Annotated in this window: 7 protein-coding genes and 4 pseudogenes; 4 read left to right on the top strand and 7 right to left on the bottom strand. The window is 67.3% G+C overall.

Features of this window, described 5'->3' with window-relative positions:
- Positions 1 to 82: 82 nt before the first annotated feature.
- Positions 83 to 1129 carry an IS630 family transposase gene (locus STRVI_RS30305; protein WP_167543197.1) on the top strand — a complete coding sequence of 349 codons (1047 nt, stop codon included), beginning with the start codon at positions 83 to 85 and terminating at the stop codon, positions 1127 to 1129.
- 21 nt (positions 1130 to 1150) lie between these two features.
- Positions 1151 to 1336, top strand: a pseudogene (locus STRVI_RS56150) (tetratricopeptide repeat protein); the annotation flags it as partial.
- A 27-nt stretch (positions 1337 to 1363) separates the two neighbouring features.
- Here the strand turns inward: STRVI_RS56150 and STRVI_RS30300 are convergent.
- Positions 1364 to 2155 (bottom strand): inositol monophosphatase family protein, encoded by a 792-nt coding sequence (locus STRVI_RS30300; RefSeq protein WP_014059401.1) that lies wholly within the window; start codon positions 2153 to 2155, stop codon positions 1364 to 1366.
- 53 nt (positions 2156 to 2208) lie between these two features.
- Between STRVI_RS30300 and STRVI_RS30295 the strand changes: the two genes are divergently transcribed.
- Positions 2209 to 3108: a LysR family transcriptional regulator gene (locus STRVI_RS30295; protein WP_014059400.1), complete on the top strand. Its 900-nt coding sequence runs from the start codon at positions 2209 to 2211 to the stop codon at positions 3106 to 3108.
- Here STRVI_RS30295 and STRVI_RS30290 read toward each other — a convergent pair.
- From STRVI_RS30290 to STRVI_RS30270, 5 genes and pseudogenes are all read right to left on the bottom strand, one after another.
- A complete protein-coding gene (locus tag STRVI_RS30290; protein WP_014059399.1) occupies positions 3105 to 3713 on the bottom strand; it encodes an NAD(P)-dependent oxidoreductase in 609 nt (202 codons plus the stop codon). The two genes, STRVI_RS30295 and STRVI_RS30290, sit on opposite strands and share 4 nt — an antisense overlap.
- A gap of 202 nt (positions 3714 to 3915) precedes the next feature.
- Positions 3916 to 5006: pseudogene (locus STRVI_RS30285) on the bottom strand (integrase core domain-containing protein).
- A gap of 296 nt (positions 5007 to 5302) precedes the next feature.
- Positions 5303 to 5933 (bottom strand): annotated as a pseudogene (locus STRVI_RS54990) (integrase core domain-containing protein); the annotation flags it as partial.
- 818 nt (positions 5934 to 6751) lie between these two features.
- Positions 6752 to 7846, bottom strand: coding sequence for a serine hydrolase domain-containing protein (locus STRVI_RS30275; RefSeq protein WP_251982771.1), 1095 nt, complete (start codon positions 7844 to 7846; stop codon positions 6752 to 6754).
- Positions 7847 to 8085: 239 nt separating this feature from the next.
- Positions 8086 to 9189 carry a serine hydrolase domain-containing protein gene (locus tag STRVI_RS30270; protein ID WP_251982770.1) on the bottom strand — a complete coding sequence of 368 codons (1104 nt, stop codon included), beginning with the start codon at positions 9187 to 9189 and terminating at the stop codon, positions 8086 to 8088.
- A gap of 476 nt (positions 9190 to 9665) precedes the next feature.
- Here STRVI_RS30270 and STRVI_RS30265 point away from each other — a divergent pair, with 476 nt between their 5' ends.
- Complete coding sequence (locus STRVI_RS30265; protein WP_014059396.1) at positions 9666 to 12143, top strand: helix-turn-helix domain-containing protein; 2478 nt, start codon at positions 9666 to 9668, stop codon at positions 12141 to 12143.
- 170 nt (positions 12144 to 12313) lie between these two features.
- On the opposite strand, the pseudogene STRVI_RS48955 reads toward STRVI_RS30265, so the two are convergent.
- A pseudogene (locus STRVI_RS48955) lies at positions 12314 to 13093 on the bottom strand (integrase core domain-containing protein); the annotation flags it as partial.
- Between the last annotated feature and the right edge of the window lie 28 nt (positions 13094 to 13121).

Here is a 13121-nt window from a genome sequence, read left to right as displayed (position 1 = left end):
CTGCGCAGCGTGCGGCGCCTTCGAGAGCCCGTGCTTCCTCTATTGATCCGAAACGCTTTGGGTTCGGGCTCGTTGACGGTGTGTGAGTGATCTGGTGGGGGACGCGCGGACCTGGTCGCCGGACGCGCAAGAGGCCGTGCGGTTGCTGGCGGTATCCGCGCTGGTGGAGGGCCGGGACCGGGTAGAGGTTGCCGCCTTGTTCAAGGTGTCGGTCAGGGCGGTGGACAACTGGTGGGCGAGGTGGCGGGCCGGCGGACGGGACGCGCTGCTGTCGCGTCCTCGAGGCCGTTGTGCGGGTGAGCATCAGGTCCTGTCCGAGGCCGAGCAGGCCGCCGTGCGGCAGGCTGTCCTCGATCACACTCCCTCCGGCCTGGGGCTTTCCGGTCAGCTGTGGACGCGGGGCCAGATAGGCCGACTGATCTTCAAACTGTACGGGGTCCGCTTCACCGAGCCCGGGGTGGGCAAGTACCTCAAGCGCTGGGGGCTGACCTTCCAGCGACCGGACAAGCGAGCCATCGAGCAGGATGCGGAAGGGGTCCGGACCTGGCAGGAGGAGACCTGGCCGGCGATCCGGGCCCGGGCGAAGGCCGAGAGGGGCGAGATCCTGTTCGCTGACCAGGTCGGGATCCGCTCGGACCAGGTCACCGGCCGCACCTGGGGCGTCAAGGGGCAGACTCCGGTGGTCCGCCGAACCGGGAACCGGTTCTCCGTGAACGCGATGTCCGCGATCAGCACCAAGGGCCGGATGCACTTCATGGTCTTCACCGAGTCGTTCGACGCGACGGTCATGTGCCGCTTCCTCGCCAGGCTCGTCGGGCACTTCGGCCGGAAGGTCCACCTGATCGTCGACCGGCACTCGGCCCACCGTTCGAAGGCCGTCCGGGCCTGGCTCGCCGACCACGAGGAGAAGATCGAGCTGCACTTCCTGCCCTCGTACTCACCCGAGCTGAACCCGGACGAGCTGGTCAACGCCGACCTCAAGCGCAGCCTTCCCCACAGCCACCGGGCCAGGAACCAGACCGAACTCGCCAGCGAAACCCGCAGGTTCTTCCACCGCCGACAACGCCAGCCCCATGTCATCACCGGCTACTTCAAAGCCCCGCACGTCCGCTACATCATCGACGAGTGAACCCCATGAGTTTCTGATCAAATAGGGCGGGCATACTATTCGCTCGAAGAGTATGAAGTGGCGGTCGATCTGTTAGAGCAGGCGAGAGAGCTGTACCGTTCTCTGGGAAATCGGCTCGGCGAAGCAGAAGTACTGAACGCGTTGGGCACACTCCTCGCTGACTCCTCCGAGCACCAGAAGGGGCTCGAGCTGCATACGAGGGCCCTCGAGTTCGCACGTCGGCTGTCTAACCCCTTAATAGGCGGTGAGAATCTCAAGCGCAGCGGCGTGTACGCCCGGTGCGGCGGCGATGTAGCTCTCGCTGGTCAGCTGCCACGGCTTGCCATCGAGGTCAGTGACGATGCCGCCGGCCTCCTGGACCAGCAACACACCGGCCACATGGGAGCGCACGTTGGCGAACTGCCAGTGCAGGTCCATTCGGCCTGCGGCGACTTGGGCGAGCTGGTGGGTCACCGGGACGGAGATCCGTACGTAGATGGCCGCCTTCATCATCGCGGTGAAGGAAGAGCCCATCCGCTCCGCTATTTCGGCGTCCTGGCCGGGCTTGGCCTGGCCGGTGCCGACCAAGGCGCCGTCCAGCGATTTCTTGGCCGAAACCTGGAGCGGTACACCGTTGAGGAACGCCCCGTCTCCCGCCGTGGCCGTGAACGTCTCGTCGAGCAGCGGAAAGTAGACCACTGCCAGCACCGGGCGCCCATCGCGGACGAGGCTTACGCCGATGTTCCAGTCGGTCAGGCCGTGTACCGTGTTGATGTTGCCGCCGACCGGGTCGATGAGCCACCACTCGCCTGTGGCCAGCGGGCCCGATCCGTGTTCGTCGTTGAGCCAGCCTGCGCTCGGCAGAATCTCAGCCAATGCCGGCCGCAGTGTGTCGATGACGGCCGCGTCGTTGTCGCGGACGTCCGCGAGAAGCTCGGCGAGCCCGGACTGGCGTGTTGCGGTGGAATAGCGCTTCATGATCCGGGCGCCGGCGCGGCGGACGGCGGCTGTTGCGGCCGCAAGCAGTTCGTGACCAGGCGCTATCATGACGTCTCCCTGATTAATTGTGATGTAACTGTCTGCGGTAAAGGTTTACTTACGTGCAAGTGGATTTGAATTTGCTGACCTCGCTTGATGCCCTGCTGGAAGAGGGCAGCGTGATGGGCGCGGCTGAGCGGCTGAACGTGTCGTCACCTGCGGTCAGCCGCACGCTCGGTCGGCTCCGCAGGCTGACCGGCGACGACATCCTGGTGCGCACGGGTCACACCATGACCCCCACGCCATATGCGATGGCGGTTCGGGAGGACGTCCGCCGGCTAGTCAGACAGGCTCACGAGGTACTCTCCCCGAGCCGCGAACTGGATCTTGACGAACTGGACCGCACTTTCACGCTCCAGTGCCATGACGCGCTCGCCGCGTCGCTGGTGCCCGTATTGGTCGACAGGATCCAGGAGCAGGCCCCCGGTGTGAAGCTACGGATGCTGGCCGAGACCTCCGCCGACACCGACGACCTGCGGCATGGCCGCATCGACCTGGAACTCGGCGGAGGCCGACCGAGCCTGCCCGAGTTCCGGTCCGAAACCCTCGGCCATGACCCCCTCGTCGTGGCGATGCGTCCTGGTCACCCGTGTGCCGACCGCCTTGATCTGCACTCGTACGCGTCATGGCCGCATGTGCTTGTCTCCCGGCGTGGGCGTCTCACCGCACCGATCGACGACATGCTGGCCACCGAAGGATTGCGCCGCCGCGTGGTCGCGGCTGTGGCGACCGTCCCCATGGCCCTGCGCGTTGCCAGCCACGGTGACGTGCTGGTCACTACCACGGAGATGCTCAGCCGCCCACTCGTCGAAGCGTTCGGGCTGATCACCCGGCCGCTACCAGTCGAGTTCCCGCCGGCAGTAATCCACTGCAACTGGCACCAGCGCTATGACTCCGACATCGCCCACGCCTGGCTTCGTGATCAGGTGCGGGCCGCTCTCGCGGAGATTGTCACCAGCTAGTTGGCCAGCGGCAGGGCAACCGTGCCGGGGAAGCGGGGCTCCTCCGCCTCGGCGAGCATGGCCGCGGCCACGGTCTCACGGGTGACCGTGGCCGCGAGGTCGAACGGAGGCGCGGCCTCCAGACCAACCGTGCGACGTTCCGGGCTTTCCGGTCCGTCGGCGAGTACCCCGGCATGGAAGACCGTGCCCCCGGCCGCGAGCACGGTGTTGTCGGCCGCGATCTTGTCCGGGAGCCGGGCGCCCAGCAGCTTCGGGATAACGCTCGCCGCCTCTCCCGCCACCTCAGCGGATTTGCCTGTGCCGTACGCACCGAGCCAGATGACGCGCCGTGGTCCAGCGGCGACAACCGCCTTGGCGCCGGCGAGGAGAACTCCGGCCTGGTCGGCGCCAAAGGCGGAAAGAACAACGGAATCCGTGTTGACGACGGCCGCGATACTCGCGGGATCGTTTACGTTGCCGACCACTTTATGCAGAGTGGCAGAGCTGGGAAGGGGAATGCGCTCGGGATTGCGCGCGATAGCGGTGACGGTGTGACCGCGTACCAGCGCCTGCCGGGTGATTGCGAGTCCGGTCCTGCCGGAGGCCGCGAGGATGATGAGGTCCATGCGAAAAGGCTAGAGAGCCCACCTCTTCACTTCAAGTGCATGCTTGCTAAGCAATGATTAACCCATACGCAATTCCCCAGCCCTCCTTCCTCAGCGAGTTCCGCGACCGTATGGCCGAGGACGACCGGGCCGATACGCTGTTGGCCCTGGTGGTGGACCGACGAGTCACAGACTGCGGGTGCCGATAAATCATTCGTGCAGTTCACGCCGCGTGCTGGTATTCGTGGAGGGTTCCGCCGAGTCGGTCTCGTCTGTGGACTTCCAGGTGGGCGAGTTGGGCTTGTTGGGTGATGGGCGTGGGTAGCGGGCGGCATGGGGCCGCCTGCTCCAGGGCCCTGTGCGGGCGGTGCTCGTTGTAGAAGGATTCGTACTCGCGCAGGGCGCGGAGAAGGTGGCTCTGGTTCCAGATCAAGGTCCGGTCCAGCAGCTCCCTGCGGCAGGTCTGTATCCAGCGCTCCATGAGCGAGTTCATCCTCGGCATCCGAATGCCGGTGGTGACGACCTTCAGGCCGCATCGGTCATCAAGGCGTCGAAGGCGGCTGTGAACTTTGCGTCGCGGTCGCGGATGAGGAACTTCGCCTTGCTGCCTGCGTCCTCGAGGTCCATGAGGAGGTTGCGTCCGAGCTGCACGATCCACTCCGCGGTGGGGTGCGGGGTGGCGCCGAGGATCCTGATGCGACGGGTGGTGTGCTCGATGACGGCGAAGACGTACAGGCGCGCCCCGGTCAGCGTGCGGACTTCGAAAAGATCGCAAGCGAGTAGAGCTTTGGCCTGGCTGCGGAGGAAGTGGGCCCAGGTGGTGTTCTGCCGTTCGGGTGCGGGTGGGATGCCGTGCTCGCGGAGGATCTCCCCGACGGTGGAGGCGGCGACCTTGATCCCCAGCGCGGTGAGTTCGCCGTGGATCCGGCGATATCCCCACGAGGCATTCTCTCTGGCCAGGCGCAGGACCAGGGCGCGGATCGAGCGGATGGTGCGTGGGCGTCCACGTCGTCTGTGTGCGCGGGTCGCGGCATGGCGCCGCCTGAGAAGGTCGCGATGCCAGCGCAGGACCGTCTCGGGGCGTACCAGGAGCAGAAGGTGTCGCAGTGTGTTTTTGGGGAGGTGGTGGAGCAGGCCGGCGAGGATGGCGCGGTCTGTGTCGGTGAAGGTCGGCTTGCCGACCCGGCGTTGCAGGACCAGCAGTTGGTGCCGGAGTACGAGGATCTCAACGTCCTTCTGTTTGTCGCTCATCGGCAGGAGGCGTAGGAACGCCAGGGCGTTGGTCGCGGCGAGGTAGGCCAGGCGCAGGAGCACGACAGATCATGATGCCGCCAGGGCCCTGCGCAGGTGCAGACCCCGGGCTGAACGTCGAGGAGAACCGGAGATCCGCGGTCAGGCTCCCGACCTGCGTGGATGATTTATCGGCACCCGCAGTGTCCTTGATCCCGTCGCGGTGACAGAGTGCCTGCTCGCGCCTGTAGTGGCAGAGCAAGAGGGCCTGGGGGTTGTCGTAGATCATGGCGTCCTCGTTCGCCAGCAGGCGACGGGCCGTGGTCGCGGTGATGGCAGTGCCGGCGAACCTGCGGGTGCCGATTAATCATCCGTGCAGTTCAGGCGGCGTGCTGGTACTGGTGGAGCGTTCCGTCGAGTCGGTCTCGTCTGCGGACTTCCAGGTGGGTGAGCTGGGCTTGTTGGGTGGTGGGTGTGGGTAGCAGGCGGCATGGGGCGGCTTGTTCCAGGGCTCTGTGCGGGCAGTGCTCGTTGCAGAAGGATTCGTACTTGCGCCGGGCGTGTAGGAGATGGCTCTGGTTCCAGATCAGTGTCCGATCCAGCAGTTCGCGCCGACAGGTCTGCACCCACCGCTCCATGACCGAGTTCATTGTCGGCATCCGAACACCGCTGAGGACAATGTCAATCCCCGCATTGGTAAGGGCGGCATCGAGGGAGGCGGGGAACTTCCCTCCTGGATCAGGAACCGCGCCCGGCAGCCCGCGTCCTCGAGGTCCATGGCCAGGTCCTTGGCGGCCTGCGCTACGCATGAGGAGGTCGGGTGCGCGGTCGCGCCCAGGATCCGGGTGCGTCGGCTGGCGTGCTCGTTCACCGCCAACACGTACAGTCGCGCCCCGGACGAGGTGACTGTTCCAGAAAGTCGCAGGCCGGCAGGGCGTCAGCCTGGGAACGCAAGAAGCCGGTCCACCTGCTGCAGGCCCGCTCGGGTGCCGGGTCGACCCCTGCTTCCTTACGGAGTCACCTGTGGGCGCCTGCGGGTCGCCAGGCTGATGAGGCCGTTCTCGGTCCGGCTCCGCTGGGTTTGCCGTGCTGGATCCGTGCCGGGTGAAGCTGATGGCATGTCGGCTGGATGGGACCGCGCTCGGCGGTGGATCCCGTGCACGCGGGCCCGTGACGGGGCCGAGTGCACGGCAGGCAGACGGTGACGTAGTGGCGGCGTTGCCCGGTGCCAGAAATGCTGACCAAGCAGTCGTTCACGGTGCCGATGGGGATCCCGACGAATCGGACGGGATCGTCGGCAAGGTGTCGCACGGATGAGACGGTATGGAAGAAGCGCCCGAAGCCCGGAACCGCCGCCCTCCTGGGCGATCGCCGACGAAGCAGCGCACAGACGGCCCATCGGCGGCCCGGAAGACCGGACTACCCCGTAACGCCATGCCCGGCTCACCCCCGACGACCACCAGGCCGTCACCGACCTCACGTCGCTTTCCGTCGGCGACCGCTGACACATCAGGCATTGCTCTTCTAGTCGTGTGTTTCCACTCCATGTGTCGCCTGCGGTGACGCATCTCGTGCGTCGGCTGGCGCCGGTTCACGCTCCGCCGTCCGGTCGGCTGATCCGACGGTGGCCAAAGCCCACAAGGGCCACAGCCCGTATGCACCGACGCTGCCTCCCCGGCTCTGCTGGTTGCTCTCCGCTTCGGCACCACGCTCCTCAGCGCCAGGCGACTTTCCGGCAGGACCACAGTCGGCGACAGTGCCATCGATAGGTTCTGACGGATGGCTTTGCCCTCGCCGGGCACGGCCATCCGTCCGGAAAACGTCTACGACTACGCGGCGCAGAAGGCGTTGCCCATGGCCTGATAACTGTCGGTCTGTCCCTTGGTGGGGGACAGCATATGGTATTCGTTGTTCGCGTGGACGACCTGTGTGCTGCCGTCGTCGCTGATCAGCCACTCGCTGAAGTAACCGAGCACGGCACCGTTGTGCCCCCAGGCCCACGTGCCGCAGGGCGTCTTCATGTGGGCGATGCCCAGCCCCCAGGTCTCATCCGCACGCCCCGTCGGTACCGTGGTCTTGAGTTCCTTGAGCTGCTCCGGGGCGAGGAGCTTCCCGGTCATGAGTGCCCGCTGGAACGTGGCCATGTCGTCCAGGGTGGAGACGATGGCCCCGGCGGTGCCGCCGATCTGCACGTTGGAGATGGTGACGTCACGCGTGACGATGGTGAGCGGGTGCACGTAACCGTGCAGGTAGTTCCCCGACATGGCGGAATCGGTGGGGAAACTCGTGTCGTTCAGGCCGAGCGGCTCGATGATGCGCTTCTGGATCTCGTCACCGGGTTCGTTGCCGGTGACCGCCTTGATCACCATGCCGGCCAGGATGTAGTTGGTGTTCGCGTAGCCGAACTTCTCACCCGGTGCGGACTGCGGAGCGTGCTGACGGAGGGCGATGTTCACCAGCTGCTGCGGCGCCCACGCCTTGTCGGGCTCGGTGTTGAGGAAGTAGTCGCTTTCGACCCCGAGGTCGGTGAAGTAATCGGGCAGGCTCGACGTGTGGTTGAGTAGCTCGCGGATGGTGATCTTCGAACCGTCGTAACCGTTCGCGTTGACCGCGTCCGGCAGCCACTTGGCAATCGAGTCGTCCAGCGACAGTTTCCCCTCACCCTCCAACTGGAGAAGCACGGTGGCCGTGAACGCCTTGGTGTTGCTGCCGATCCGGAACTTCGCCTTCGGGTCGGCGTCCGTCTTGGTGCTGACGTTCCCGACGCCTGCGTGTACGTACTCCGTGGAGTCACCGCTGCGGATCAGACCGATCACACCCGGGTAACCGTCGGAGACGCCTTGCTCGGCACCGGCCTGGAGGATGCTCGACGGCGTTTCGTCGTCGGCCTGCGCAGTGTTCAGGGGGACACTTGTCAGCAGCACGCAGCCCAACGCCGCGGCGCCGGAAACCACCGACCACCGACGCGCCGCCAGGGGCCGCCTGTGGCTGCCGTCGGACTGCCCCTCCTTCCCACCCGGAGAGGGAGATCCGGTGGCCTGGAACATACTCAATTTCCTTTTCCCTTCTCGACGCCGGCCAGCCTCGGAGACCACCGGCTGACAAACGGCCGTGCCCTCGTCGGTACGGCCGTCCGTCCGCCCGTTCGTTCCTCAGAAATCGCCTACGCAGCGCAGAATGCCTTCTCCATGGCCTTATGGGTGTCGGTCTGTCCCCGCGTGCCGCTCTGCATGTGGTCCTCGGTGTTCGCGTGGATGACCTCGGTGTTGCCGTCCTCGCTGATCAGCCACTCGCTGTAGTAGCCGAGCACAGCACCGGTATGCCCCCAGGCGACTTTGCCGCAGGACAGTTTGACGCGGCCGATGCCCAGCCCTGCGGTGATGTCCGTACTGCCGTCACTGCTCTCGGGCACCGTGGTCTTGAGTTCCTTGAGCTGCTCCGGGGCGAAGAGCTTCCCGGTCATGAGTGCCCGCTGGAACGTGGCCATGTCGTCCAGGGTGGAGACGATGGCCCCGGCGGTGCTGAAGATCTGCATGTTGGACGCGGTGACGTCGCGCATGCCGGAAAGGATCGAGTACGAGTAACCGTGCAGGTAGTTCCCCGATATGGAGGAATCGGTGGCGAATTTCGTGTCGTTCAGGCCGAGCGGCTCGATGATGCGCTTCTGGATCTCGTCACCGGGTTCGTTGCCGGTGACCGCCTTGATCACCATGCCGGCCAGGATGTAGTTGGTGTTCGCGTAGCCGAACTTCTCACCCGGTGCGGACTGCGGAGCGTGCTGACGGAGGGCGATGTTCACCAGCTGCTGCGGCGCCCACGCCTTATCGGGCTCGGTGTTGTTGTAGTAGGCGCTGCTGAGCTGCGCGTCCGCCGCGTAGTCCGGCAGGCTCGACGTGTGGTTGAGCAGCTCGCGGATGGTGATCTTCGAACCGTCGTAACCGTTCGCGTTGACCGCGTCCGGCAGCCACTTGGCAACCGAGTCGTCCAGCGACAGTTTCCCCTCACCCTCCAACTGGAGAAGCACGGTGGCCGTGAACGCCTTGGTGTTGCTGCCGATCCGGAACTTCGCCTTCGGGTCGGCGTCCGTCTTGGTGCTGACGTTCCCGACGCCTGCGTGTACGTACTCCGTGGAGTCACCGCTGCGGATCAGACCGATCACACCCGGGTAACCGTCGGAGACGCCTTGCTCGGCACCGGCCTGGAGGATGCTCGACGGCGTTTCGTCGTCGGCCTGCGCAGTGTTCAGGGGGACACTTGTCAGCAGCACGCAGCCCAACGCCGCGGCGCCGGAAACCACCGACCACCGACGCGCCGCCAGGGGCCGCCTGTGGCTGCCGTCGGACTGCCCCTCCTTCCCACCCGGAGAGGGAGATCCGGTGGCCTGGAACATACTCAATTTCCTTTTCCCTTCTCGACGCCGGCCAGCCTCGGAGACCACCGGCTACAGGACGATGGCGCCCACGGCCCGCAAGTACTCTCCGCCGCCCCCGGGTTGGGCCGGCCGGGATTCCCACCGTGGTTTCCCGCTGCGGGTTCCCATCGGATGCTCCGCCACGAGTTCCGGCTGAGGGCCGCCTACTTGGCCGCCGTCTTCCGTGCCGGGCAGTCCCCGGGACGGTGATCCCAGTTGGTGACGATGCCATCGATGCTGTTCAGAGCACAGCTCATGGGGCGGTCATATGTGACCGGTCGCCGCTAGGCTTGTCGAACAGTGCGCTTGGCGGGGGAGGAGACTGGCACGTCATGGACAAATCCGGCACGTTGCTCCGTCCGCTGCGGGTCCGCGCCGGGCTGACGCAGGAGGAGCTGTCCGCACGGTCCGGGGTGAGCGTCAGCACCATCCGCCGTCTGGAGACCGGGAAGTCCCGCGACCACCGGCTCAGCACGCTGAACCTGCTGGCGGACGCCCTGGACGTCGGCCCTGGGGACCGCCAGCGGCTGACCGCCGGGCTCGCCAAAGCGGGCGGCGGCGACGCCGCCGGGACCCCCGTGGACTCCGAAACCTCCACGGACCCCAAGACTCCCGTGCACGCCGGGACCTCCGTGCATGTCGAGTCCCCCGGCGTCCGCCCACAGGTGCGGGAGAAGATCATCGCCGCCGCTGACGCACTCGCGAACGAGGTCAGGCGGCGCTGGCGGCAAGAGGTGGAGCAGCGCCGCATCCACGACCCGTTCCCCCTGCCGGTGCGCTGGCACCCCGCGCCCCCGACCCTCACCGACCGTCCGGAGACCGTCCAGCGCCTCCCGCCGGGAGCCCCACCGCGCCCCATGGACCTGACCAGCCGGGAGGGGAGCGTGGCCGAGGTGTACCGGAGGATCCCCTCCGGGCGGCTGGTGATCCTCGGCAGGGCCGGTTCAGGCAAGTCCGTCCTCACGGGCAGGTTCGTCCTGGACCACCTGGCGGCCCGGACCCCCGCGGACCGGGTGCCGGTCGTCTTCAGCGTCGGATCATGGGACCCGACAGCCGTCGCGCTGCGGGACTGGCTGGTCGACCGCCTGGTACGTGACCACCCCCACCTCACCGCAAGCGCGCCCGGCGGGTCGAACCTGGCCGTCGCGCTGATCGACGCAGACCTCATCCTCCCGGTCCTGGACGGCTTCGATGAGATCGCGGAGGGCTTGCGGCGGGTCGCCCTCGAAACGCTCAACACCACCTCGATGCCGCTCATCCTGACCAGCCGCCAGGCCGAGTTCACCGAGGCCGTCCAGGACGTGGGCGCCCCGCTGGTCTGGGCCGCAGGCATCAGACTCGCCGAACTCACGCTCGACGACCTGGCCGCCTACCTGCCCCTGACAGCACGCCCGGCCGCCCGCCGCACCGGCCCGGGCGAGGAGCCCGTCGGTGATGGCCGCACAGCGGACGGATCGGTCTGGGACGGCGTCCTGGCGGAACTCCTCGCCTACCGGGACGCCCACCGCGACCCGGCGCAGGTGCCGCTGGCCGCGGTCCTGCGGACGCCCCTCATGGTGAGTCTGGCCCGGACCATGTACAGCGAGGCGTCCCGCAGGAACCCCGCGGAGCTGCTGGACACCGAGCGCTTCCCCGACGTGAGTGCCCTGGAGGAGCACCTCCTCGCCGGATTCGTCCCGTCCGTCTACCGGCGCCCCGTCGCCGAGCGCGCCCCTGGCCGCCGCAGCCCCGGACAGGGTCCGGCCCCGGAGCACGCCGAACGCTGGCTCGGCTACCTCGCCCACCACCTGGCCCGGCTCGGCCGCGAACAGCAGGACCTCGCCTGGTGGCAGATCGGTGCCTCGCTGCCGCTCGCCACCCGCATCCTGACCGTCGTGGCGGCCTCCGCGCTGTGCGTCTTCGTCCCCGAACTGCTCGTCTGCCTGGTCCTCCTGCCACAGGCGCTCGGGGAGACGCTGCTCCTGGCAGGGTTGACGGGGCCGATCACGGGGCTCGCGTTCGGGTGCGTGTTCTGCATCGTCACCGCCTTCGGCCGCGAACCCCTCGAGCCGGCCCGGGCGCGACTGCGACTTCCCGGCACCGCGAGACGCCCCGGCCGCGGGACGGGGCGCACCTTCGCCGCCCGGTTCGGGACCAGCCTGCTGGGCGGTTTCCTCGTGGGCCCCGGATGCGCCTGCACCCTCACCCTCGACCACTGGCTGTACTACGGACAGCCGATGGCGGACGCCGCGGTGCTGAAGGACACCCTCATCGACATGCTGGCCTTCGGCCTGATCTTCGGGCCCGGCGCCGGACTCGTCTTCGGGATGCTGGCCACCCTGGAGACGCCCCTGGACATCGCCTCCGCCGCCACCCCGTCCCGCCTGCTGGCCTCGAACCGCATGACCGTGGGCCGCCAGATCCTCGTCCTCGCGCCCGCGCTCGCCCTCACCATCGGCGCAGGCGGACAGCTCGTCGTCGACCTGCTCCAGCCCCTCTTCGGCCCGATGGTGTGGGGGGCGGGCAGCGCGCTGACCTACGGCGTCGTCAGCGGAGTGGGCGGCGCGCTGGCCTACGCACTGTCGTTCACCGCTTGGGGGCGGTGGTTGGTCCTGTGCCGCGTCTGGCTGCCGCTGACCGGCAGGCTCCCCTGGAACACTGCCGCGTTCCTGGACGACGCCTACGGCCGCGGTGTGCTGCGCCAGACCGGCGCGGTCTACCAGTTCCGCCACGTCCGGTTGCAGCACCACCTCGACCGCTCCTTCCGCGAACAGCAAGCCCACGACGAGGCAGCCGCCTTCCGCACGCCACCGGTCGAGCAGACCGGCTAGACGGTACGGATGACAGGGGCAGGCTTGATGTCCGGGGCGTCGATGAGGGTGCGGATGTCGTCAGGGTATGAGGTCCAGATGATGGCGCCGAGGCTGGCTGCCATGGTCACGACGGTGGCGTCGACGATGTCGGAGGTACCGTGTGGGGCTCGAATAATCGTCGCTCCTGGTCAAGCGGCATATCTGTACTCGTTGATCACGCCGCCGAGGATGCGGGTGCGCAGGACTCTGTGGCTGGCCGGCTCCAGGACCGGAGGTGGTTGTCCGTGAGCTTGGGGAGGTAGTTGGCATCGGGCCCGGTGGGGGCGGTGCGCGTTGTAGTGCCTCTGGTATGTGGTCAGGACCTGGCGCGCGTGAGCTTCGCCGAGGATGAGTATGTGGTCCAGGACTTCTCGGCGAAGGGTGCCGACCACGCGTTCGCGGTGGGCGTTGGCCTTCGGTGCGTGGACCGGTGTTTTGATGATCTTGATGTCCTCGGTCTGGAACGAGGCGTCAATGGCGTCGGTGTATTTGCTGTCGCGGTCCCGGATGAGGAAGCGCGGCGAGTCCATGCGTGTGCCCAGGTCGGTGGCGAGGTTGCGGGCCTGCTGGGTGGCCCGGGCAGCGGTTGGGTGTGCGGTGACGCCGGCGATGTGCAGGCGCCGGGTGCGGTGCTCGGGAAAGACCAGGGCGTACAGGCGGTGCGGGTTGATGGTGTCGATGTGGAGGTAGTCGCGGGCGATGAGGCCGGTGGTCTGCGTAGAGGGGAACTCGTGCCAGGTTGGGCCAGTGTGGCGGGGTGCGGGGTCGATTCCTGCGGTGTGGAGGATCTGCCAGAGGGTGGAGGCGGCGATCGGGTGTCCGAGCTGGGTCAGTTCACCTTGAATCCGGCGGTGGCCCCATCGGCTGTTCTCGTGGGCGAGGCGCAGTACGAGGTTCTTGACGGCGGCCTGCGTGGGCGGCCTGAAGGGTGTCTCTATTGCCGTACGGCGGATGACC

This window comes from Streptomyces violaceusniger Tu 4113, from assembly GCF_000147815.2.
Lineage (GTDB): Bacteria > Actinomycetota > Actinomycetes > Streptomycetales > Streptomycetaceae > Streptomyces > Streptomyces violaceusniger_A.
Note: the sequence above shows the minus strand (reverse complement) of the source record. Positions and strands in the feature narration are given on the sequence as shown.

Coding starts and splice junctions, on each gene's coding strand:
- STRVI_RS30300 (WP_014059401.1), bottom strand. CDS start 2,155: ATGATAGCGCCTGGTCACGAACTGCTTGCGGCCGCAACAGCCGCCGTC.
- STRVI_RS30290 (WP_014059399.1), bottom strand. CDS start 3,713: ATGGACCTCATCATCCTCGCGGCCTCCGGCAGGACCGGACTCGCAATC.
- STRVI_RS30265 (WP_014059396.1), top strand. CDS start 9,666: ATGGACAAATCCGGCACGTTGCTCCGTCCGCTGCGGGTCCGCGCCGGG.